Annotated in this window: 25 protein-coding genes; 12 read left to right on the top strand and 13 right to left on the bottom strand. The window is 38.5% G+C overall.

The window, feature by feature from the left end:
* Nucleotides 1–22: 22 nt before the first annotated feature.
* The 6 genes from MOJ78_RS11200 to MOJ78_RS11175 all read right to left on the bottom strand — a co-directional run bounded on the left by MOJ78_RS11200 (nt 23) and on the right by MOJ78_RS11175 (nt 7,325).
* On the bottom strand, nt 23–790 hold the full coding sequence (locus tag MOJ78_RS11200) for an ABC transporter permease (protein ID WP_304977430.1): 768 nt from the start codon (nt 788–790) through the stop codon (nt 23–25).
* Nucleotides 783–1,697, bottom strand: coding sequence for an ABC transporter ATP-binding protein (locus MOJ78_RS11195; protein WP_304977429.1), 915 nt, complete (start codon nt 1,695–1,697; stop codon nt 783–785). Before MOJ78_RS11195 ends, MOJ78_RS11200 begins: the two co-directional genes overlap by 8 nt.
* A 259-nt stretch (nt 1,698–1,956) precedes the next feature.
* Nucleotides 1,957–3,750, bottom strand: coding sequence for a S9 family peptidase (locus tag MOJ78_RS11190; protein WP_370529707.1), 1,794 nt, complete (start codon nt 3,748–3,750; stop codon nt 1,957–1,959).
* 280 nt (nt 3,751–4,030) lie between these two features.
* Nucleotides 4,031–4,924, bottom strand: coding sequence for a DUF3307 domain-containing protein (locus MOJ78_RS11185; protein ID WP_304977427.1), 894 nt, complete (start codon nt 4,922–4,924; stop codon nt 4,031–4,033).
* Nucleotides 4,925–4,927: 3 nt separating this feature from the next.
* Nucleotides 4,928–5,626 (bottom strand): hypothetical protein, encoded by a 699-nt coding sequence (locus MOJ78_RS11180; RefSeq protein WP_304977426.1) that lies wholly within the window; start codon nt 5,624–5,626, stop codon nt 4,928–4,930.
* Nucleotides 5,627–5,915: 289 nt separating this feature from the next.
* Nucleotides 5,916–7,325, bottom strand: a complete 1,410-nt coding sequence (locus MOJ78_RS11175) for a peptide MFS transporter (RefSeq protein ID WP_304977425.1) — start codon at nt 7,323–7,325, stop codon at nt 5,916–5,918.
* A gap of 600 nt (nt 7,326–7,925) precedes the next feature.
* On the opposite strand from MOJ78_RS11175, the gene MOJ78_RS11170 reads away from it, so the two are divergent.
* Nucleotides 7,926–9,545 carry an ABC-F family ATP-binding cassette domain-containing protein gene (locus MOJ78_RS11170; RefSeq protein ID WP_304977424.1) on the top strand — a complete coding sequence of 540 codons (1,620 nt, stop codon included), beginning with the start codon at nt 7,926–7,928 and terminating at the stop codon, nt 9,543–9,545.
* Nucleotides 9,546–9,770: 225 nt separating this feature from the next.
* On the opposite strand, the gene MOJ78_RS11165 is transcribed toward MOJ78_RS11170, so the two are convergent.
* Nucleotides 9,771–10,565, bottom strand: a complete 795-nt coding sequence (locus tag MOJ78_RS11165; protein WP_304977423.1) for a hypothetical protein — start codon at nt 10,563–10,565, stop codon at nt 9,771–9,773.
* Between the two features lie 466 nt (nt 10,566–11,031).
* Between MOJ78_RS11165 and MOJ78_RS11160 the strand changes: the two genes are divergently transcribed.
* From MOJ78_RS11160 to MOJ78_RS11145, 4 genes are all read left to right on the top strand, one after another.
* Complete coding sequence (locus MOJ78_RS11160; protein ID WP_304977422.1) at nt 11,032–11,313, top strand: hypothetical protein; 282 nt, start codon at nt 11,032–11,034, stop codon at nt 11,311–11,313.
* Between the two features lie 316 nt (nt 11,314–11,629).
* Nucleotides 11,630–12,349: an endonuclease/exonuclease/phosphatase family protein gene (locus tag MOJ78_RS11155; protein ID WP_304977421.1), complete on the top strand. Its 720-nt coding sequence runs from the start codon at nt 11,630–11,632 to the stop codon at nt 12,347–12,349.
* Between the two features lie 212 nt (nt 12,350–12,561).
* Nucleotides 12,562–14,160, top strand: a complete 1,599-nt coding sequence (locus MOJ78_RS11150; protein WP_304977420.1) for an alkaline phosphatase family protein — start codon at nt 12,562–12,564, stop codon at nt 14,158–14,160.
* A 29-nt stretch (nt 14,161–14,189) separates the two neighbouring features.
* The gene (locus MOJ78_RS11145; RefSeq protein WP_304977419.1) at nt 14,190–15,578 is read left to right on the top strand and encodes a S8 family peptidase; all 1,389 of its coding nucleotides are present in this window, start codon (nt 14,190–14,192) and stop codon (nt 15,576–15,578) included.
* A 142-nt stretch (nt 15,579–15,720) separates the two neighbouring features.
* Here MOJ78_RS11145 and MOJ78_RS11140 read toward each other — a convergent pair whose 3' ends face one another.
* On the bottom strand, nt 15,721–16,005 hold the full coding sequence (locus tag MOJ78_RS11140; protein ID WP_304977418.1) for a hypothetical protein: 285 nt from the start codon (nt 16,003–16,005) through the stop codon (nt 15,721–15,723).
* Between the two features lie 144 nt (nt 16,006–16,149).
* Here MOJ78_RS11140 and MOJ78_RS11135 point away from each other — a divergent pair, with 144 nt between their 5' ends.
* The gene (locus MOJ78_RS11135; protein WP_304977417.1) at nt 16,150–16,725 is read left to right on the top strand and encodes a hypothetical protein; all 576 of its coding nucleotides are present in this window, start codon (nt 16,150–16,152) and stop codon (nt 16,723–16,725) included.
* Nucleotides 16,726–16,762: 37 nt separating this feature from the next.
* Here MOJ78_RS11135 and MOJ78_RS11130 read toward each other — a convergent pair whose 3' ends face one another.
* From MOJ78_RS11130 to MOJ78_RS11120, 3 genes are all read right to left on the bottom strand, one after another.
* Nucleotides 16,763–17,005, bottom strand: a complete 243-nt coding sequence (locus MOJ78_RS11130; protein ID WP_304977416.1) for a hypothetical protein — start codon at nt 17,003–17,005, stop codon at nt 16,763–16,765.
* Nucleotides 17,006–17,098: 93 nt separating this feature from the next.
* Nucleotides 17,099–17,563 (bottom strand): Hsp20/alpha crystallin family protein, encoded by a 465-nt coding sequence (locus MOJ78_RS11125; protein WP_304977415.1) that lies wholly within the window; start codon nt 17,561–17,563, stop codon nt 17,099–17,101.
* Nucleotides 17,564–17,609: 46 nt separating this feature from the next.
* Complete coding sequence (locus MOJ78_RS11120) at nt 17,610–17,834, bottom strand: spore germination protein (protein WP_304977414.1); 225 nt, start codon at nt 17,832–17,834, stop codon at nt 17,610–17,612.
* 178 nt (nt 17,835–18,012) lie between these two features.
* Between MOJ78_RS11120 and MOJ78_RS11115 the strand changes: the two genes are divergently transcribed.
* The 6 genes from MOJ78_RS11115 to MOJ78_RS11090 all read left to right on the top strand — a co-directional run bounded on the left by MOJ78_RS11115 (nt 18,013) and on the right by MOJ78_RS11090 (nt 20,210).
* Nucleotides 18,013–18,234 carry a spore germination protein gene (locus MOJ78_RS11115; RefSeq protein WP_304977413.1) on the top strand — a complete coding sequence of 74 codons (222 nt, stop codon included), beginning with the start codon at nt 18,013–18,015 and terminating at the stop codon, nt 18,232–18,234.
* A gap of 97 nt (nt 18,235–18,331) precedes the next feature.
* Nucleotides 18,332–18,964, top strand: a complete 633-nt coding sequence (gerPC, locus tag MOJ78_RS11110) for a spore germination protein GerPC (protein ID WP_304977412.1) — start codon at nt 18,332–18,334, stop codon at nt 18,962–18,964.
* Nucleotides 18,954–19,136 carry a spore gernimation protein GerPD gene (locus tag MOJ78_RS11105; RefSeq protein ID WP_304977411.1) on the top strand — a complete coding sequence of 61 codons (183 nt, stop codon included), beginning with the start codon at nt 18,954–18,956 and terminating at the stop codon, nt 19,134–19,136. The genes gerPC and MOJ78_RS11105 overlap by 11 nt, the downstream gene beginning before the upstream one ends.
* Before the next feature lie 3 nt (nt 19,137–19,139).
* A complete protein-coding gene (locus tag MOJ78_RS11100; protein ID WP_304977410.1) occupies nt 19,140–19,511 on the top strand; it encodes a spore germination protein GerPE in 372 nt (123 codons plus the stop codon).
* An 11-nt stretch (nt 19,512–19,522) separates the two neighbouring features.
* Nucleotides 19,523–19,750: a spore germination protein GerPB gene (locus tag MOJ78_RS11095; RefSeq protein ID WP_304977409.1), complete on the top strand. Its 228-nt coding sequence runs from the start codon at nt 19,523–19,525 to the stop codon at nt 19,748–19,750.
* Nucleotides 19,751–19,778: 28 nt separating this feature from the next.
* Nucleotides 19,779–20,210 (top strand): Hsp20/alpha crystallin family protein, encoded by a 432-nt coding sequence (locus MOJ78_RS11090; protein WP_304977408.1) that lies wholly within the window; start codon nt 19,779–19,781, stop codon nt 20,208–20,210.
* A gap of 87 nt (nt 20,211–20,297) precedes the next feature.
* Here the strand turns inward: MOJ78_RS11090 and MOJ78_RS11085 are convergent, their stop codons facing one another.
* Together MOJ78_RS11085 and MOJ78_RS11080 are read right to left on the bottom strand one after the other, a co-directional pair.
* Entirely contained in the window at nt 20,298–20,522 is a 225-nt protein-coding gene (locus MOJ78_RS11085; protein WP_304977407.1) for a spore germination protein, read from the bottom strand.
* A gap of 98 nt (nt 20,523–20,620) precedes the next feature.
* The gene (locus tag MOJ78_RS11080) at nt 20,621–20,710 is read right to left on the bottom strand and encodes a YjcZ family sporulation protein (RefSeq protein ID WP_304977406.1); all 90 of its coding nucleotides are present in this window, start codon (nt 20,708–20,710) and stop codon (nt 20,621–20,623) included.
* Nucleotides 20,711–21,155 lie beyond the last annotated feature (445 nt).

Below are 21,155 nucleotides of genomic sequence, written 5' to 3'. Positions count from 1 at the left end.
ATTCTCGAATTATTTTTCTCGCTTATACGGTTACATCCCGTTTACAAAAAGTCAGCCATGCTCCACCAAGAAAAATCAGAATGTACACACTTAATATCGTGATGGAAAATGGAAGTGTCATCCCTTCAAAAAGTGGACGGTTTCCATTCATAAACTGGCTTAAATTCGTATTGGCGAAAAGTACATATTTTCCCCACTCAATGTTGAAATGAGCCAACACCTCTACAAAAGATCTTCCTGTTAGAACAAGGAAAATTGCAGTACCTGTTGCAAATACACTACTTCGGAATACCGTTGATATTGAAAACGCAAGGGTAGCCATCACTTCTATTTCGATGAGACGATTCAAATATAGCATCGGCAACCTGTTTAAAATTTCAAAATCACCTGTGATGTCCGAGAATCCGAACAACAGCATTCCAAATATGAAGGCCAGTATTAGATAGATCAAGAGAATATATATCCCGATTAATAGAACCGTTATGTATTTGGAAAGTAGAACCTTCGAGCGTTGTGCAGGCCGAATCAGTAATAATTTGATCGTTCCCCAATCGAATTCATTCGATACGATCGATCCGGCTAAAATAATAAGAAAGAACGGCATCAGAATCAGGAAATTTGTACTGAACAAAACATAATCGAGAAAGCTTTCATCTGATCCAGACGATGATAGTAGATTTTTCACCATAAGAGCTAATAATAAGCATATGATTCCTAATATTAAGAACAAAATTCGATTGCTTTTTTTATTGAAAATTTTTATATGCTCGTTTTGAATCAACTTAATCATAATAGGTCTCTCCTATCACATTAAAAAATGCTTCTTCTAGTGATGGGTGTAATGAATTTACTGCAAATATCGGTATTTCATTCCTTACTAACAGACAGATGACTTCCGGAATTTGCTCCTTCTTTAGGCTGAGTGCAACTCCATCGGGTAAAAGCTCACCGGATATTCCTTGACCTTCAATAAGCATCAACGCTTTTTTGCGTTCAGGAATTTCAAATCTTACTTTGTGTGCTGTATCTAATTGGTTATGTAACTCTGTGACCTGAATGATTTCTCCGGAATGAATGATCGCGACCCGGTGGCATACGTCTTCGATTTCACGTAGAAGATGGCTAGCAATGATGATGGAGACGTTTTCTTTTTCACAAAGAGCCTTCACATAAGTACGAAACTCTCTTATTCCCATCGGATCCAAACCATTTGTAGGTTCATCAAGGATTAATAATTTCGGTCTATGTAAAATCGCCTGAGCAATTCCTAGCCTTTGTCTCATACCCAGTGAATACGTGCGGACTTTATCATGAATCGCATGTTCAAGATTTACAAGTGCAATTACTTCATCAATCCGTTCATCCGTAATCTCCTTGTACATTGCTGCATATTGCTTCAAATTTTGATAACCCGTTAAATACCCGTAAAACTCGGGGTTTTCAACAATCGCACCTACATGTCGTATCGCTTCATTGAAGTGTTTATATAAGTCTCGATCGCCGATTATGATTTTGCCTGTATTTGCTTTGACAAGTCCAACAATTGTCCGGATTAGAGTTGTTTTGCCGGATCCATTAGGTCCCAGTAACCCTACGATTTCTCCTTCACCAATTTCTAAATCGATATTAGAAAGTATCTGATGTTTACCTATCTTTTTACTCACATTCAATAGTTTAAGTAATGGGTTTTGATGCATTTCTTCACCTACAATAGTTTAAAAGTTTACTTTATGAGTGACTTCAGTATACCATTTCGGCACCACTTTTTTGAAAATGACATGATTCTCTAAGACCGTAGTTAGTCGTTTCACCATTTGGCCAAGCCGGTCAGGCGTATATTTTGTTGCATACAATTTCTACCTATGTCTAATTAGTTTAATTTCGATATTCAAATTCGAATTCCTTCCACATTAAAAAGGGCGGTAGAAAAATATCTACCCCCGAAATGAAACGTTTCTAACGATATTGTTCGAAGAATTCCAAAATCCTCCGGTAAACCTTGATTTCATTTTCCTTTTTTGAAAAGCCATGACCTTCATCTTCCAGAACCATGTAATCTACCACTGTTCCATTTTTCTCAAGTGCTTCAACAAGTTGATCAGACTCAGCCTTTACAACACGTGGATCATTCGCCCCTTGAATCATTAGCATCGGTTTTTTCATATGATCGAGATAGGTTGATGGTGAATCTTCTATTAATTTGTCTTTTTGTTCAACAGGATCCCCAACAAACTTATGCATTCCAGGCTTCCAATGTTCCGGAACACTATCGATAAAGGAGAAAAGATTGCTTGGGCCACAAATGTCTACAACTGCCTTGAAATATTCAGGATGTCTCCCGTGCAACAATAACGACATGTATCCTCCAAAACTTCCGCCCATCAAAAAGACTTTATCGTAATCGACATATCCGTTTTCGACGAGCCATTCGATTCCTTTAACATTGTCGAGACGTGGACCGAATCCCCAGTCCTGTTCAACCATTTTCATGAACTTTAGTCCGTAACCAGTTGAACCCCTGAAATTAGGTGCAAAAATCGAATATCCTCTATTTAATAACAATTGATAAAGGGAGATGAAGTATTTCCGTTCACTCGATTGCGGTCCTCCGTGCGGCCAATGGATAACATGACCATTATTCCTTTCCTCATTTGCCCGGTAAAATAATGCTTCAATCTTTAATCCGTCAAAAGAAGTATACGTTACAACTTCAGGTTCAACGAGCTCTTCCTTTGATACTCCTGGGATCTTATAGTTTGTAAGTTGTTCCCAATTTCGTTCAATAATATCGAGTCGGTAAATATTGTTCAGTTGAGTGGACCCTTCACCAAGTAAATATAAAGATCCTTTTGTAGAGACGATCAGTTTTTTAATAAAGTGTATTGGAAGAGAAATTTGTTTAGATTGGTTGTTTTGAAGGTCATAAACAAATAATCGATCTTCCGCTTTACTTGTACTCGTAATGAACAACCGACCATTCGTTTTATCATATTTAATGGATGAAAGCTCTTCACCTTCCAGCTCTAGAACCTTTGTGAACTCGTTGGTATGTATGTCGAACCTGGCCAGGTAAGAAAAATCAGCTTCATAGTTCGTCGTAAAATATATTGAATCATTTGTCGTAAAAATGGCTTCAGTTACCGTAAACTCATCATCGGTCGGTGGTGTGAGGGATAAATCCTTTCCGTTTGTTTTTACAATGGCAGGCATAAACGAATTTGAAAAATGCTTTGAATACAAGATGCTCTTTTCGTCTGCACTAACATCGATCAGTTCAATTATGGCCTCGTTCCCCTCCACAACAACGGTTTCTTCTCCTGTTGTCAAGTCGAAACAATAGCCGTTTAAATAGGATGGATTGTCTTTTGATGAGGTGTAAAATAGACGTTCTCCGTCATCGGTCAACGCACCAAAGTAGTGTTTTTCTCCCTCTTTTTGTCTTAGATCCAAGAGGCTCCCACCACTCGGTTCAAGGGCGTATAATTGGATGTTTTCATCACCGTCCTGATCGAAGCCGACAATGAGAAAATCTCCATTCTTTGCATAATGCAAGGCGTGCGTTTTTTGATTCTTCGCGGTTAACGGATACGGAAACATGTTTGGGAGGTCCATCCCCCATAGGTTATAGTGCCCGTTAATATTAGAACTCACCACAAGCTGTTTTTCATTTGGACTTAGGACAAAGTCTTGTACCGAAAGAGTTTGAAAAAACTGTTCGATATCTGGTTTTGGAAAAGTTAACACAATCATCCTCCTCAGAAATTGAATTTACTTCTTACTTCGATAAAAGGTAATGGTTTCCTCCAGTCGACAGACACTTACTGAACATCGACAACATGCATTGTATACGCTGTTCAGGCTCGATCCCTTTATGAATTCAATATAATGGTATCGAACTTTTTCAATCTAAAACACACTCTGGAGGAGGTTTTCGACTCGGTCTGAAGACGGAATCTAGTTTTACGCTGGGTTGGTTCTTTAGAGGCATGTCCAACGTAATAACGAGGAAGCCAACTCACCTAGTTGAATTTTATAAAATCCTTAAAACAAGGTACCCGATCACTACAGCGATCAATGCACTGAATAAACTTCCAATCAGATAATACTCCGAGAACTGCTTGTTTTCAAACTGCTTAAATCTCGTTAACGATTTGATTGCAATCAAAAATGGCAACCCGTGCGGAAATCCTTGAACAATGAAAATGATGATCAGGAGACGCTCGATCATTCCGATATATCTGCCAATATTCTTTGGGGAATCCTTGTAAAATTGCTCTGTTTTAATGGTTGTTACTTCATTGACCTCTTCCCCTTTTTCGTTAAATAGTGTTTTGATTTCGGTCTTTTCATCGGTAATGCTGTACGTTCCTTTATTCAACGTCGGATTTGGCCCGAGGTTTTTCAGTACGATACCTAAGAAGTAACCTGCTCCCTCCGTTGATAGGATTAAAAGATTTAGAATGAGTAAAAGTTTCGTTACGTTTGTAAACTCGATCCCTTCAAACAGAAATTGAACAATGTCCCTGTTCCACTGTTCCATCGAATAGGTCACCATTCCGAGGACATTCAATATGAGTAAAATTAAAATCAAGTGAAGGAGTTGATCAAAAACGAACAGACTTCCGGAAACGAAAACATGGTCATATTTCTTTTTTACCGTTTCCTTCAACCAGTCGATAAAATAGTGCCCCACAGTGATTGCCAATACAGCGATCAAACTTTTAATGACTACGCTTAAGGACCAATCTTCATTTACGAAATAGTAACTGAGAACACCAGCTAGCGAAAGAACAAAGTGACAAAAAACATGTCGCAGTAACCCTTTGTGAAAGTTTGTTTTCTTTAGTTCTATAATATTGCTTCGTTGAAAAATGAAGTCTGCCATCAAATGAGCGAGCACAAATACAAGGAATAATTGAAACATATGTTATGACCCCTCTTTTTTATACCGTTGCTGTAATTCTTCCAATAAATTCACAAGACTTTCCTCCATCGCTTTCACGGTATTGAAGCTTGCTCGTGAAAGCAAATAGCTTACGGTCGATTTCGGAGATTTGTAGCCCATTTGTTTCCCGATTTGTTCATATGTAAGTTTCGGGTTTTCATTCACAACTTGAACGACTTCTTTTTGCTTATCACTTCGATTATGAATCTTATCCTCTATGGAATAAATGAGAGCATTGAGGGCTTGATACGGATAATCATTCGAATAAATAAATATGGACGATCGCTTCTCGTCAACAAGCCAGTTTCGTGCTTCTGGATGGTTTTTCTTTAAAAATCGGTCTCGTGCATCGAGTGCATATAATACTGCAGATCCATTCATCGTGTGGATCGTCGACAACTCATTGGATTCTAATTGTCCTAGACCAATGCCTATGTATAAAAAGACATTTTTTTCAGCCAAGGAATCCTTAAGCTTTTTCGTGAGTTCATACCCTTTTGAAAAATCCCTCACAACTCCAATCAATTCATCTCCATTACGGACATCAAATGGGATAAGGAGATCTCCTTGATAGTTCCGATTAATTTGTTCAGCACTTTCTAACAATATGGTAACAAAATCCTTTTTGAACGTACGTGATGATTTTACGTCGCAAGCAATACACATACATCGATTGTCCACATGACCCACCTCTTTCAGACTTTTATCAACCAATCATAGGTTGATAAAAATGCAACAACTTATACTAGGTTGATGCATTTGTAACAACAATAAACGTTATTGAGTAGAAAATCAATAGGAAATGCAGCCTAAATAAATGGAGCTGGGGTTGGAGATCATTGAAGAGTATGAAAAAACGGCAACACGCAGTGCTTAAACTGTTTGCTGCCGTTTTCTTTATGTCATGATTTTCATCAATTTCGTCGATAGCATCAGCAGGGTCAAGGAGCCCTATTGACGCAAATGCAGTTTAGACCCTAGATGAATTGTCAATTTCATCTACATGCATTAGCTTTTGCAGCGGTTTTGAGAGGGCAAGTAGTACTAACCCAAGTGCAAACGCAGCAATTCCTAGATAGGTGAAGATCTCAAGGTACCCAAATTCAGTAGTTAATGATGCGATGTATCCAGCCATGTAGTTAGCAGCTGCATTACTCAAGAACCAGACACCCATAAGTAATGAAGCAATCTTAACTGGAGACATTTTACTTACAAGCGATAAACCTATTGGTGATAGCGAAAGCTCACCTAGAGTATGAAGTAAGTAGGTAACGATCATGAACAACATGGAAACTTGAACTGCAGCGGACTCATCGCTTCCCGTAATCATTACTGCTGGAACCATTACCATGAAACCTAATCCTAGTAAGATCAGTCCAAAAGACATTTTTGTCGGTATCGAAAAGTCACCACGCTTAGTTCTGGATAATTTGTACCAGAGTGCTGAAACGACTGGAGCCAATAACAAGATGAATAACGGGTTCAGTGATTGGAAGAACGATACCGGTATTTCATAACCGAAAACGGTACGATCAACGAAATCACGTGTATAAAGTGTGAAAGATGCACCCGCTTGTTCGAATCCAGCCCAGAACATGACAGTGAAACATGCCAAAATCAAGATTACTGCGGTACGATGTTTCTCGTGCTTTGTTAAAGGCGCTGCGTTTTTCCTATCTTCAGGCGTTGCCATTGTTGCTGCAGGTTTTACACCTACATCACCTAAGTATTTTTTAGATAGGGAGTTAAAGGTTACTTGCCCGATGATCATCCCGATCGAAGAAGCTAAGAACGCATATTTGAATCCGAAAACTTCGATTCCATTCGCTGTTGTATCGTGGAACCAAGTCGCGTAGATCAACCCTGCAACAAGTGGAGAAATAAGAGCTCCTAGATTGATTCCCATATAAAAAATGGTAAAAGCTGAGTCCTTACGAGGATCATTCTTGTCGTAAAGCTCTCCTACAAGGGTTGAAATGTTCGGTTTGAAGAAACCGTTTCCAATGATCAATAAAAGTAAACCTAAATAGAGTCCCCACTGTTCCTGTACAGCGAACAAGGTAAAGTCCCCTGCTGCCATCGTAATTCCACCGATGGTTATGGCGGTCCGGAGTCCCATAAGCCGGTCTGTAAGGTAACCTCCGATTAATGGAGTAAAATAAACTAATCCAGTATAAAGTCCGTATAGCATCAATGCAGACTCTTTATCCATCCCTAATCCGCCACTGATCAGTTCAGCAGTCAAATAGAGAACCAGGATAGATCTCATTCCATAGTAGCTATAACGCTCCCACATTTCAGTAATAAACAATAAAAATAGACCTTTAGGATGTTTTCGCTTTTTTCCTGTTTGCGAATTCTCGTTGATTGCCCCTTCCATTGTATCCCTCCTATGTAATGTTGTATAAACCATACACTGATTCAACGTGTCTTATTTAATTTCTCATAATGAATATGGGATGATGCTTTTAAATGTAGAAATCAAATTTAACCACTCTTGTTGACTGATGTGTAAGTATACATACCCCCTAAAATTAAAGGGTTTTTAAAACGACAGCATCTATAATATCACAAACGGACTCTATAAATAAAGTTTTTCCCCTTTTTTTCAAACAATTTTGTTTTAAAAAACGACATAAGGTACTTTCGCACTTTAAAAACCAAAGTTGTAGGTTGGAGCTAATAGTCGAAAATGTAAAATACTTTTGAAAATAAAATTTTTTTGTAGAGAATCCTTATATACTAAGGGTTTCGTATTCAAGATACTTTCTCAAAAAAGGCGAAATATGTACTATTTGTACATCTACAGTAATCGTGAATTATAATATGGGCAATTTTAATAGGTTTCAATTAATCAAAACTAACTAGGTGGATTCCCCATTTTACTTAAAGTTAATAGGAAATCTATTACATAGACTATCGATGGTTGTCGGAAAGATGTTATAATCACAAAGTATATGAATGATGGAGGAATGAAAAAATGATTACCGTTACAAATGTTGGTTTACGGTTTGCGGACCGTAAGCTGTTTGAAGATGTCAATATAAAGTTTACACCCGGAAACTGTTACGGGCTGATCGGTGCGAATGGTGCCGGAAAATCTACGTTTCTTAAAATTCTATCAGGTGAAGTTGAACCTCAAAAAGGAGACATTCACATTCCGCCTGGTCATCGTATGACCGTATTAAAACAGGATCACTTCGAGTATGAAGAATTTGAAGTGCTTAGTGTCGTCATTATGGGTCATGATCGCTTATATGAAATCATGCAGGAAAAAGATGAAATCTATGCTAAACCGGATTTCTCTGAGGAAGATGGGATAAAAGCGGCAGAGCTTGAAGGTGAATTTGCCGAACTGAATGGTTGGGAAGCTGAATCCAATGCGGCGATCCTGCTTAAAGGACTAGGTGTTGATGAAGAACTCCATTCTAAGAAAATGGCAGATTTGACGGGTGCAGAAAAAGTCAAGGTGTTATTAGCACAAGCGTTGTTCGGTAACCCTGATATCCTCTTACTGGATGAGCCGACGAACCACTTGGATTTAAAGGCGACCCACTGGCTTGAGGAATTTTTGATCAATTTTGAGAACACTGTCATCGTCGTTTCTCACGATCGTCACTTTTTAAATAAAGTTTGTACTCATATTGCCGATCTAGACTTCAATAAAATCCAACTCTATGTCGGGAATTATGACTTCTGGTACGAGTCGAGTCAACTAGCACAAAAAATGGCCCAGGATGCCAATAAGAAAAAGGAAGAAAAGATCAAGGAGCTCCAAGGGTTCATCGCTCGATTCAGTGCAAATGCTTCCAAATCGAAACAAGCAACTTCACGGAAAAAGCTGCTTGATAAGATTTCATTGGATGATATTCGGCCGTCCTCTCGCCGCTATCCATTTGTTGGATTTTCACCAGCACGTGAGATTGGGAATGACCTTTTACGTGTTGAAGGACTGACGAAAACAGTTAATGGTGAAAAGGTACTTGATAATGTGAGCTTTATTATGAACAAGGACGACAAAATCGCATTAGTAGGGAAAAACGAAATTGCGAAGACTACTTTATTCAAAATTTTAATGGGTGAAATGGAGCCTGACGCTGGTTCTTACAAGTGGGGAGTGACAACATCGCAAGCCTACTTCCCGAAGGATAATTCCAAGTATTTCGAGGGTAGTGATCTGAATCTAGTCGATTGGCTACGCCAATTCTCTCCAGAGGATGACAGTGAATCGTTCTTACGAGGATTTCTTGGCCGTATGCTCTTCTCTGGTGATGAAGTAATGAAAAAGGCAAGCGTCCTTTCAGGTGGGGAAAAAGTCCGCTGTATGCTATCAAAAATGATGTTAAGCAATGCCAATGTTTTATTGTTGGATGATCCGACGAACCACCTTGATCTAGAGTCTATCACTGCCTTGAACAACGGTTTGATGAAATTCAAAGGATCGATGCTATTCGCGTCTCATGACCATCAGTTCGTCCAAACGATCGCAAACCGAATTATCGAGCTAACCGATAAAGGTGTAATGGACAAGCAAATGACTTATGATGAGTATTTAGAAAATGCAGACGTTCAAAAACAGCTTGAATTAATGTACATCTAATAAAAAAAGGCTGACCCAAGAACATCGTTGGATGTTGGGTCAGCCTTCTATTTTGCTCTCGAAGCAAGTCTCATCGTTCGAACTTTGTAATATTGCATCAGATTCCATGTTTCACAGTAATTTTTTGAGTTCCGCAGTAAATTCTCCGGTTTCGCGCTACAGCCTATCTTTTTTTACAGCAATATCAACTATAAACGAACGTGTAGATATAATTCCTCATGATTTTTACTTTGTAGATACTTCAATCACCTCACCGGTATACGCATCAACCGTTACTTCTAATGTATAGGGTGCATCTCCAAGCTGGTTCGTGTATTTTAGTTTCCAATGTCCGTTTTCGAAGAATCGACCAGGCTCCTTTATGCCAGTCGGTAAGTTCTTGTATGTATCCTTGTTGACCCGAACCCAGTCTCCATTCTCCCGAATATAATAATTCCCATTGTCTTCTTTCGCAACATTGTCTCCTGTATGATTTTCAATCCAATCTTTGACCTTATTATGTTCATGTACCGCCTTATCGATTTCTTCAATGGTTAATAATTGTTTCCCCCCATCAATATGTACCGATTTTTTCACAGAAATTCCGGGCTCACCCATTTCGAATCCCATTCTTGCTGCAACCTGATAATCACCAGAAGGAGCGGGTACTAATTCAGTATCTTCTTCATGGCGGAACAGGGTCATGTTCAACTTAGGAATATAAGATTTTTTTATCTCGATAGATTCACCGCTTTGTAACGTTTTACGGGTTGCATTCGTGTCATTACAGTTCGATTCAACTTCAACAAACCTGCCAAAATAGGGACTCCTGATATCCAAGGTGATCCCACATGATCCGTTCGATAAGTATGAAATATCTTCCTCACTCGTATTGGTTGCCTTGGCTGTTACGATGATCTTGTCCTCTAACGTAAAAGAATCTTTGTTGATATGTAATTCCAGCTTAACTTTATCTTGAACGCTGCACCCCGCTAAAAATGTGAAACATAAAACAATTGAAAAATAAATCAGCCTTACCATGAAACACCTCTAAATCATTTTTTTCTAAACTTACCACATATTGACTAAAAGAAGTACCCTAGATTCAAATTGTGTAGTTGTTTAATAAATTTCTAATGCTGTATACATGTCACTTCCCTTTCGGTTATAAAAATTATCGATAAATAGGAAAATATGACCGATTATATCATTTGGGTGTTAAATTGAGTATGAATCATATCTTTCTTATCGCCTTTTATATATAATAGAAGAAAGACAACGTGAATCTTCCACAATTCAAACGTTCATCTCAATTGATTGATAGCCTTTACTCCGCAATTTCCACATGCTTCGATCAAGGAAAACGCTTCTGCAAGAAACACCAAAGTGAAAACATTAATTACATCACAGCCATACACTTGAGAATAAATTTTAACCCGTCTTAGTTGTTTTTACAGTATACTCGATAAAAATGATATGTATTTTTAAGGAAAGAAGGTGTGTTCCATTGCGTTCACTCATTATCCGATCCTTTCATAACGATGAAATCCGATTTGCTTTTGTTCATAGTGGCAGACTCTATACTCTGATGATGAAATGGTACGAAGATCAATCCCACTGGAATCTACATTCGTATGATCAAGAGCTATTAAATAACCCGAATAAGTACCGTTTTGTTGTTCAGGTATTGTTAGCAGACGAACGGGTCATCGATTATTTACAGAAAAGAAAGATCGACCTTGCCGCTGTAAAGTGTTATGAATGCAATAATGTTATTCTCGACTCATAAGTTCACATGGAAGGCATGTTAAACACTCTTGCATGTTCGATTTGTGTGGATTAATTTAATTTTTGATCAGTTTACCCCATCGATCTTTACTCGTAATTCTCCTTCATACCCTTCTCCTCTTAAATAATTCTCTAAATCAATCATTATATTTTCAACTAACAAGCTTCTCTACATCACTCTTTAAACGCTTTTATCCAAAGTCTATCACTTGTACGGCCTATAATCCTTCTACGTTTATTTTTCGGATGTTTATCTGGAACCTGAATGGTTTCCGAAAAATAATGCAATGATAATAGAGAGAAGGAGTGTCCATCGTATGCGAGAATTGAAAATCATGACGTTTAATATTCACCATGGTGTCGGTACGGACGGAAGACTCGACCTTGATCGGATTGCAACGGTCATTATTGAGAGTAATGCTGATATTATCGGCCTAAATGAGGTTGATCGTAGTTTTTCGCAACGAAGCGATTATATGGATGAAATTAAGTATCTAGCTGAAAAACTGAAGTTCGAGTATAGCTTCTCCCCTTCCCTTACATTAAAATGTCGTTTTTCAAAAAATGGAGGAAAGTACGGGAATGCACTTTTATCAAAGTTTCCATTGGTTGCAAAGAAACCTCATCAAATGGATTTTATATCAGGGATAATTGAAGGCCGATCCTTGCTGCAAGCAACGATCGAACCTACATACTCTTTACCAATACACTTTTTTGTTACGCACTTGAGCATCAACCCTTTTTTGCAACGGAAACAAATTGAGTTTATTTTAAAGCATACTACCGCTTTAAAAAATACCCCTGTATTAGTCATGGGTGATTTCAATTTAAGATCAGGTCAAAAAAACTGGCGGAGATTAAATTCAAAGTTAAATGATCTTGGTAGCGGACAGCCAACCTACCCTTCGAAAAGACCAAGGGTTCAACTGGATTATCTGTTTGGAAACAACCATGTCAAAGCTAAGAATATCCAGGTGTTTGATTATCTGCCTGAAGCCTCTGATCATTTACCGCTTCTGGCAACCATTAAGTTTTGAAATCGGAACTACTCCAAAAAGTCCTCATACTCATATTCGAACATTAACATGACCCACTTTTTAAATTGTTCATGACAGTATTGGATCCACATGAAAAAAACCTCCAAATTGTATGAATTAACCTCATGAATAGTGTGTTTTGAAATATGAAAATAATCCTATCCAATGTTAGCCATACTAAAAACATTATCTTCAATTGAGGTTGGTAAAGGATGAGAACATTGATAAAGTTAATCGTTGTTATTTTCGTCATATTACTTGTAGTGGCTGTGTTCATTTATATAAATGGCTATGAGGGAAAAGGAATCCAAAAACCTGTTTCATCATCAAAAAAGCCCGTTATTCTTATTGTCATCGATTCAATGATGGACAATTCCTTACAGAAGGCAATACAAACCCAAAAAACCCCTGCCCTTGAATTTTTAAAGAACCAGGGACAATACTTTCCAGAAGCGATTTCTGCATACCCAACTATGTCTGTAACGATTGATAGTACCATTTTGACTGGAACCTATCCGGATCAACACAGTCTCCCTGGGCTTGTTTGGTATGACAATAATGAGAATCGGTTCATCAACTACGGCAGTGGAAACAAAGAAATCATGGCACTTGGTGTCAAACAAGTCTTAAAGAATGGAATCATCAATCTGAACAACCAACACTTAAGTAAAAATGTAAAGACCATCCATGAGGAGCTTGCAAAAGCAGATCAGGATTCAGCTTCAATTAACGGGCTTATTTATCGTGGGGATACTCCTCACGCGCTATCTAAACCTAAGTTCGCGTCAATCCTGAATTTATTACCCGAAGACCTTGTAACGATGGGTCCATCCTTACTTTCACTCGGTCGTCTGTCACAACTGAATCCGAAAAATAAACTCCATAACCGATTTTGGCAAAGGTTTGGATTGAACGATGTATATACTGCAAATGAATTAATTTACTTGATTGAAAAAGACCAGCTACCTTCATTCACATTCGCATACTTTCCTGATCCGGACAAGACCGTTCATAAAAACGGTCCTATGGATTTAAAAGGAATTACAAAAACGGACAAAGAATTGCTGCGGGTATTAGAAGCATTCGGCTCGAAAGAAGAAGCGATTGAGAATGCGACATGGATTGTGATGGGAGATAGTGGTCAATCCCCGATTGGAGATGAAAAGGAAACCGCTTTGATCGATTTGCGTTCAATATTTGATGATTTCGATCTCGTAAAACCTGGTCAGCCAATAAACACCAATGACCAACTATTGCTAGCTGTGAATGAACGGATGGCATACATTTATTTGTTAGATGAGACATTGAAATTTGACGACATTAGCGATTTACTTTTAGCAGATGAACGAATTGGTTTTACGGCATGGAAAGAAAATGATGGAATAATCATCAAAAGCCCAGAAGATAACGAAGCTTTATTAGTGAAAAATGATGGGGATTACGAAGATGATTACGGCCAAAGTTGGTCGATACAAGGCGACCCAGCAGTGTTAGATGTATCAATGAATGAGAACCAGATACAGTTTGGAAATTACCCAGATGCATTTTCTCGACTCTATGGGTCACTCTTTTCCCATGATGCACGATTTCTTATTGTTGATGCAAAACCTGGACATGAGTTGATTTCAGAAAAGACGCCAACTCATATCGGTGGTGCTGGTCATGGCTCGCTTCATCGATTGGATTCAACAGCACCAATGATCATTATCGGTTCGGAACAATCGCCAGACTCAATGCGACATGTTGATTTAAAACAGTATATCATGACATTGATTCAAAAAAATAATACGGGGGAAAATGACAAAACCTGATTACAAAGACAACTTAGAAGGTGATACGTATGAGATTCAAGTCAGTCGCGGTCATATTGACATCATTGTTCGCATTAGCTCTAGTATTCGTTTTTTATCCAGCAAATGAAGTTGAGGCTCCAAGAGGCCAAGGTAGCGAGATCAATCCAAACAGCCCTCAGCCTCTAGGAATTTCGCGGCATTCGGATCAACTTGTTGAAATAAATTCACTCGAATTCGGAACTAAGCTGGTGCAAAAATTGAACACAGACCCTTCCTTTGGTGTCATTACCCATGAAAATAAGGTGAACAGTCATTTCCAAGAGCATGAAGCAACCGTTAAGTTTGAAGTGAAACCGGATTCCGATGAACTTTTACAAATTAACAAAGCAATCGATGGTGAAGTAGCTGAAAAGCTGGATTCCACCTATATTTTTAGGGCGAAATCCCTCTCTACACCAGATCTGATCGACTATTTTAAAAAAAGAAATGATGTTGTGTTTGCAGAGCCGAATTATATTTACTTACAAAATGCGATAACCAACGATCGGCTTTATCAACAATATCAGTGGAATCTACCAGCAATACAAACCGAGGATGGTTGGAATATTTCAAGAGGCAATGAGAATGTTGTCATTGCGGTTATTGATACAGGTGTAGATATGAAGCATCCGGATCTCATGGGGCGACTTACAGACGGTTATAACGTGCTGACCGATAGTCCTACACCAAATGATGATAATGGGCACGGTACCCATGTAGCAGGTATCATCGCTTCAGAAACGAATAATGGTCTTGGGGTTGCAGGAATGACGTGGTATAACTTAATCATGCCGATCAAAGCCATGAACGCAGAAGGCTACGGGACGTCATTCAATGTTGCAAAAGGAATCCGATGGGCAACCGATCACGGTGCGGATATTATCAATATGAGCCTAGGGAATTATAAAGCATCACAAGCAATGAAAGAAGCGGTTGACTACGCGAATAATAAAAATGTTATTTTAGTAGCGGCAACTGGAAATGAAAATACGAACCAAACAAGTTATCCCGCAGGGTTTGAAGGAGTATTAGGAGTTGCAGCAGTAAACCAGAATTTGAATAGGGCTTCTTTTTCAAACTATGGAAATTATGTAGACGTTGCAGCACCGGGTGTAGATATTGCGAGCACGTATCTAGATGGGCAGTACGCAGCCTTATCGGGAACATCGATGGCAACGCCTCATGTCTCGGCTTTAGCAGGGTTGATTCGTTCTCTTAACCCGGATCTAAAAAACACTGAAGTACTCGACATTATTAAGGAAACAACAGAGGACGTTGGACGGCCCGGAAAGGATGTTTTTACAGGGAGCGGTGTCATCAATATCGCTGAAGCACTCCAAACGGCTAACGATGATACAAGCCCAAATGGGATAATGGGCAACTGGTTTAATGACTAAAAAAGAAAACTCGGCGATCGCCAGGACCTTAGCGTAGGCGATCGCCGTATTTGCGCTATTACTATAGGGGCTGACTCAAAACTCGTTAATCCCTCTTAATGATTCAAGTTAAACGCCAAAAATTTGTGTACTATGTATTGAACTAACGATCACGTTGCTCATCCAACCGTTCAAGGACAGTATCAAGCTTTCTTTCAATGTTTTTCATTTGCTGTACTTGGAGGTCATGTGTTTCATCGAACTGATTGATCAATTCCCCTAGTGCCCAATAGATGAGTCCTCCAACAAAACCTCCCCACCACCAGAATAACATTGTGATAAAACCGACAACAAAGGCAGAAATTATGCCACCAATCAAGCCGATCACTACATGTATTATTCCAACATTTTTTAATACTTTCGCTAAAGTACTTTCATAATGTTTCAAACTAAATCCTCCTTTCTCCTGAAATTAATCTATTTCTAATAATGATGATAATCTCCTTCCAAAATTTTTGTACAGGCACATTTCCTCATTGTTTGTCGCATATGTTTTTAAATAAGGACAAGATCAAGGAGGACAAGGAATCCAATGACCATTGGTTTTGCAATAATGATAATCGTGTCATACAATTTATTTCTGTATTTGTTCTCAATTGTGTTGAATTATAGAAAAGAGCTTTTAATCATGGAAGCAGTGTGCGTAGCAATGTCCATCGGGATGGCAGTAGGTCTTGTATTGGGGAGTTATTTCGGATTCATATTCCATGATGATTTGTTCCTATCGACACTAGTGAGTATAGGACTCGGCGGATCGCTTGGCCTCGTATTAGGTTTGCCGTGCAGTTTGCCTGCTTCGATAGACGGTTTCCTTTCTGGTGTTATGGGCGGAATGATGGGAGCGATGCTTGGGGCTATGCTGCCACTTGATGATTGGAGCATGATGCTGAAGATCCTCTTCCTGCTACAAACTGGATTAATGATCCTCATGATTGTATACTTAACTAAAAAGTACATACCTGCTTCATCACTAACGCCACACTCTTTTAAAAAACTGCTCTTGTTTTCATTCGTTCTTTTTGTAGGGATCGCAGCAGCGATATTTCCGACAAACCTAACCATCCAACAAAATGATCATAACGATCCCAAACACGAACAGCATCCATAATTGTTCCAGGCTCGTCCTTGCTTCTTTAATGTGATTATTAATGAGAAAATGACTTTGTTCTCCGTAAAAGGGATTTTGCTACCATGTAATGGACGGCACATACCTTCACTTTATAAACAGATCTTCCATTTGAACAAACGATATCGCGATTGGTTCCTGTTTCCACTCTGACAGAAATGTTCACTTCTTGTAACTTAGATAATACCCGCTTAAGTTCATCCTGATTACGTGCGATCCATACTACTGTCGGGAAACAAAACAAGTTTCGTATCCAGTACATTTTCAACCACCTCTATATAGTAAAGTTAAGCCTGCGAGGAACTTCTTGCGCAGGCTTTTTGAAATACGTGTTACTTTTAATTGTATGGTATTTTCAGAAGATATCAATATCAATATTTTGTGAGAGGTCCCCTTGTTTTGGAATACGGATGATTAATTGTTTTCCAGACATCGACGCTTTTATTTTTTCATGTGATACATTCGGTGGTATAGGGACGTACCGTTCGATACGCTTTGAAAAGTTCTCTTTTCTTAGTGTTTCTCCATGCTCATTTTCAACTTTCTCAGATTCGAACCGTTGGATTAAGATTCTCAACTGATGGTTAACCATGTCAAGCTTAACGCGATCATTTTCACTTATTGGAAGGGTTGCTTTTAAAATTAGTTCATTTTCCGTTTCTGTTGTATCAATATCAAATAAGTAAGTTGAATGAAACTGTTTCATATGTTGATCAAAGTTTGACAAGGATTCATTCAAATATTGGTCCATTGAATTCACAAATTCGTCTAACCGCTTTTCATCAAAAAGATTCATCAACTGATTTTTCCAAAAATCCATTTTACTCCCCTTTTCACTTTTTTATCAATTTGATTAATGCATTCAACTAAAAATTCGCAAGGTTATTTGAATCGCTTATATCCGGATCAATTGTATTTGTTATATTCCAGACATTGTTTACAAGCATGAAATCACCTGTATTCCCGCCACCTGAACCTGAAGCGGATTTGGAAGTTGACTTCGGTGATATATATAACGTATCACCGAAATTGACGGTACCATTACTAGATACTGCACTGATCTTTATTGGAGCTAATATGATAGATGGCATTACGTTACTTTCTCCTCCCTTGTTACCTGCAAAAATGGATTATTCCTTCCTGTAAAACATCAAATAAACATTTATGATATCCTATGCAGTTCGCTGATTGATGGCAACTGTAAACGAACAACAAACCGGGTAATCGCATAAAGTGGTATAAACTAGTTAGATTAAAAGGATGTTTCCCATGCCTGCCTTTGTTGGAGCAATTAAAATCAACGATATCTCCGGAAGTGCGGTTGTCAATATAGGTGATGTGTTTCATATTGAACCAAGGAGTCAGACAAAAACATTTGCAGGGGCTGGATCATTTAACACTGGAAATTACCTCCGAGTCAAAAATGGTTACAGTGTTACCCACACGGTCGATGCAGACAATGTTGACAACAGTAATATCGGAAACACTTAGGCAATATCACTCTCCTTCCCATTTTTCCTTTACATGCTTATGTGAACACAGTTAATTTTTTATTTTTAACGCATAGGCTAGTAAAGGGGGTGAGGACTTGAGCAATTCAAACTACATGCATCAGCGGATTCAACAACTAGAAGAACTTTTACGTCAATTACAAAATAAAACAGAATCTATCGAAACAACTTTATCAACATTAAAGACGGAATTAGCTCAACTCAAGCAGGAGCCCCGAACGATTGAATATAACTTCGATCAGCTTAAAATTGATACGTTAGAAGGTACTTTGAATATCGGATTATCGCCAGGCGGGAGCGGACTTGAAAATATTGATGAATTCACTATAAACGGAAATCCACCGGATATCGGTCAACAGTCAGGAGCCGGAGACGCATATTACAATGATTTCTATCAATGGATGAACCAGTGTGTTGAGCGCTATTTGAATGAAGATATTTATTCGGACATTAAGCAAGTCGAACAGAAAATGAACTATTTCGTAGATCCCTCACGGCATAAAGCAATTGTTGATGACATAAAGCAACAAATGGGCATGAGGCTGCCCCATTATGTGATGGCTGCAAAACATGAGGAGGCTCGAGCTAATCCTCACCAGGAAGTGGATCGGATTATGAATCAGATAAAAAAAGATATCATGAGTGGGATCGAGATCTACTTAAATCAAGAAAGACAAAAATCACAAGGTGGAAACCAAAATGGAACTTAATGTGGTCAACAAACAATTATCAGTTGGAGATATTCAAATCATCGGTGTCGGCATCTCTTCCTTAGTGCTCGTTGGTGACAGTGATATCATCAATTGCCAATCAATGTTTGACACACCTCCAGAATCGTTGATTATTGGAACTCCTTTGGTTCCATTAGCAAAGGAAAGTTAACGAATGGAACGGACGTCGATTGTTCAAAAAGTCAACATTCAAGCAGTATCTTCTTCTTCTATTTTTCAGGCTGGAGATACTCGATTCCTGACCCCATATGCACAATCTTTAGCGGTCCAGCGACAGGCCTCAAGCTATGATGAGGAAGAACATACATTTGAATTATACCCGTTTTTCAAAACGCCATTTCCGAATATTGATATTGAGGTAATTCCTGTCAATAAGGAAAACAGGGATTCAGCGATACAAGTAAATTCAATACAAATATTAGGAGTAGCAGCTGCTTCATCAGTTCGTATTGGGAAAACAGACTGCATCACTTCACAAAGCCGTGTGAAACATATTCGACATTTTGTTGTTAATCCGTATGAATAGGAGGTCTTATTGTGAAACTATTTGTTAATCAAACGATCTCGATACAAACACTCAGGATTGACGGATTATCCAACTCTTCTGTATTGCAAATAGGAACGTGCGGGGTAATGAAACCTTCGTCCTATTTATACAATACTGGAGGGTTCACAGGTCCTGCCCCAGAAATGACGCAGCCCTTTGACGGGGTGTATGAACCTAGCATTGAGGGTCCGCTTGTACCATTGAACCCACCTACTTAAATACTTTTGTTAGATTTGAGGAGATGTTATGGATTCCTGGTCTAAGATGATGGAATGGAAACAACTTGCGGATAAATATATGAACCAAAGTTTCTTTCCCGGCTTCGATGATAAAAAACAATCTACAGGGCCGCATGTTAACCTTTACGAATCAGACAATGAACTAGTATGTGTTGTTTCCTTGCCAGGTTTAAAAAATATCGATGATGTCGAAGTCTATGTATATAAAAATGCGGTGAAGCTGATTGGGAACACGAACTTTCATGTTAGTGGAATGTCTGTTCGACAGGATGAAATTTTCCAGGGTAGATTTGAGCGGGAAATCGACCTGCCTTACTCTGTTCGTGAGAATCCGATTGAAGCATATTACCGTAAAGGTCTCCTATATATCCGCTTGTACCGTTTATTGACAGATGAACGTAAGAAGAAAAAGGTCGAAATCAAATATGAGGATGATTAAGTGGGACTGAATCAATCGAAAAGAACTTTACCTGCATCCTACAGTGATAAGGTAGCAAGCTCGAATCGTTTAACAGTCCCACGTTTGTTATACGTTTCCGATGTTGTCACTATCACTAGCATCGGGATCAATCGGTAAAGTAATATTGAAAATCGTAGTAGAGGTCATAAAATCACCGGTATTTCCTCCGCCTGCACCCGAGGCAGATTTTGACGTTGATTTCGGAGCATTATAGAATACATCTCCAAAACTCACAGTCCCATCTCCGCTGACAGACGTAATCTTTATCGGGGCTAAAATAATAGATGGCATTTCAATTCTCCTTCACTATTTTAAAAATCACTCGAAAAAGAAACTGACCCAAACACAAAAGCTTTTATGGCTTCGTGCTTGAGTCTGTTTCAATCCGATTAATATTTCACAAAGCTAACTCCAACAATAATGAGGAGAATAAACAATACAACGATTAAGGCAAAGCCTGTTCCGTAACCGTAAGACATTTATAGTATCCCCCTTTCAAGGATTATTAAAAAAGAGTAATCCACACAGAATTACCTTCTTTTACAATACATAATATGTTTTTCACCCTTTCTTTGATAGGGACAAGTGATTGGTTTTTAAACACAATTTCATATGAATTATCACTAGGATACCTAAGTTCGATCAGAAGCCCCTATTTTTTGCACGTTAAAAAAGTCTAAAAATACTTTCTCTAGTGTAAGAGCAACTATGGCGACCGCCGTCAAAAGTTTGACGCTTGCCTCGTTTCCTTTAAAAAGTTAAGTATGTTATGATTATACTGTTTGATTATTATTCATGCATTTACATCTAGTCCATTATACAGAAATTTTCGCACCCATAGTCTATTAGACAAGCTATCGATTTACATGTTTATACAAATAAATGGTAGTATGCTTGTTTCTTTAATTTACGAATGGGGTTCTG

This window comes from Alkalihalobacillus sp. AL-G (assembly GCF_030643805.1).
Taxonomy (GTDB): Bacteria; Bacillota; Bacilli; order Bacillales; family Fictibacillaceae; genus Pseudalkalibacillus.
Note: the sequence above shows the minus strand (reverse complement) of the source record. Positions and strands in the feature narration are given on the sequence as shown.

Coding starts and splice junctions, on each gene's coding strand:
- MOJ78_RS11185 (WP_304977427.1), bottom strand. CDS start 4,924: ATGTTTCAATTATTCCTTGTATTTGTGCTCGCTCATTTGATGGCAGAC.
- MOJ78_RS11170 (WP_304977424.1), top strand. CDS start 7,926: ATGATTACCGTTACAAATGTTGGTTTACGGTTTGCGGACCGTAAGCTG.
- MOJ78_RS11105 (WP_304977411.1), top strand. CDS start 18,954: ATGGAACTTAATGTGGTCAACAAACAATTATCAGTTGGAGATATTCAA.
- MOJ78_RS11090 (WP_304977408.1), top strand. CDS start 19,779: ATGGATTCCTGGTCTAAGATGATGGAATGGAAACAACTTGCGGATAAA.
- MOJ78_RS11080 (WP_304977406.1), bottom strand. CDS start 20,710: ATGTCTTACGGTTACGGAACAGGCTTTGCCTTAATCGTTGTATTGTTT.
- MOJ78_RS11150 (WP_304977420.1), top strand. CDS start 12,562: ATGAGAACATTGATAAAGTTAATCGTTGTTATTTTCGTCATATTACTT.
- MOJ78_RS11120 (WP_304977414.1), bottom strand. CDS start 17,834: ATGCCATCTATCATATTAGCTCCAATAAAGATCAGTGCAGTATCTAGT.
- MOJ78_RS11125 (WP_304977415.1), bottom strand. CDS start 17,563: ATGGATTTTTGGAAAAATCAGTTGATGAATCTTTTTGATGAAAAGCGG.
- MOJ78_RS11165 (WP_304977423.1), bottom strand. CDS start 10,565: ATGGTAAGGCTGATTTATTTTTCAATTGTTTTATGTTTCACATTTTTA.
- MOJ78_RS11135 (WP_304977417.1), top strand. CDS start 16,150: ATGACCATTGGTTTTGCAATAATGATAATCGTGTCATACAATTTATTT.
- MOJ78_RS11155 (WP_304977421.1), top strand. CDS start 11,630: ATGCGAGAATTGAAAATCATGACGTTTAATATTCACCATGGTGTCGGT.
- MOJ78_RS11145 (WP_304977419.1), top strand. CDS start 14,190: ATGAGATTCAAGTCAGTCGCGGTCATATTGACATCATTGTTCGCATTA.
- MOJ78_RS11175 (WP_304977425.1), bottom strand. CDS start 7,325: ATGGAAGGGGCAATCAACGAGAATTCGCAAACAGGAAAAAAGCGAAAA.
- MOJ78_RS11190 (WP_370529707.1), bottom strand. CDS start 3,750: ATGATTGTGTTAACTTTTCCAAAACCAGATATCGAACAGTTTTTTCAA.
- MOJ78_RS11085 (WP_304977407.1), bottom strand. CDS start 20,522: ATGCCATCTATTATTTTAGCCCCGATAAAGATTACGTCTGTCAGCGGA.
- MOJ78_RS11195 (WP_304977429.1), bottom strand. CDS start 1,697: ATGCATCAAAACCCATTACTTAAACTATTGAATGTGAGTAAAAAGATA.
- MOJ78_RS11115 (WP_304977413.1), top strand. CDS start 18,013: ATGCCTGCCTTTGTTGGAGCAATTAAAATCAACGATATCTCCGGAAGT.
- MOJ78_RS11100 (WP_304977410.1), top strand. CDS start 19,140: ATGGAACGGACGTCGATTGTTCAAAAAGTCAACATTCAAGCAGTATCT.
- MOJ78_RS11200 (WP_304977430.1), bottom strand. CDS start 790: ATGATTAAGTTGATTCAAAACGAGCATATAAAAATTTTCAATAAAAAA.
- MOJ78_RS11130 (WP_304977416.1), bottom strand. CDS start 17,005: ATGTACTGGATACGAAACTTGTTTTGTTTCCCGACAGTAGTATGGATC.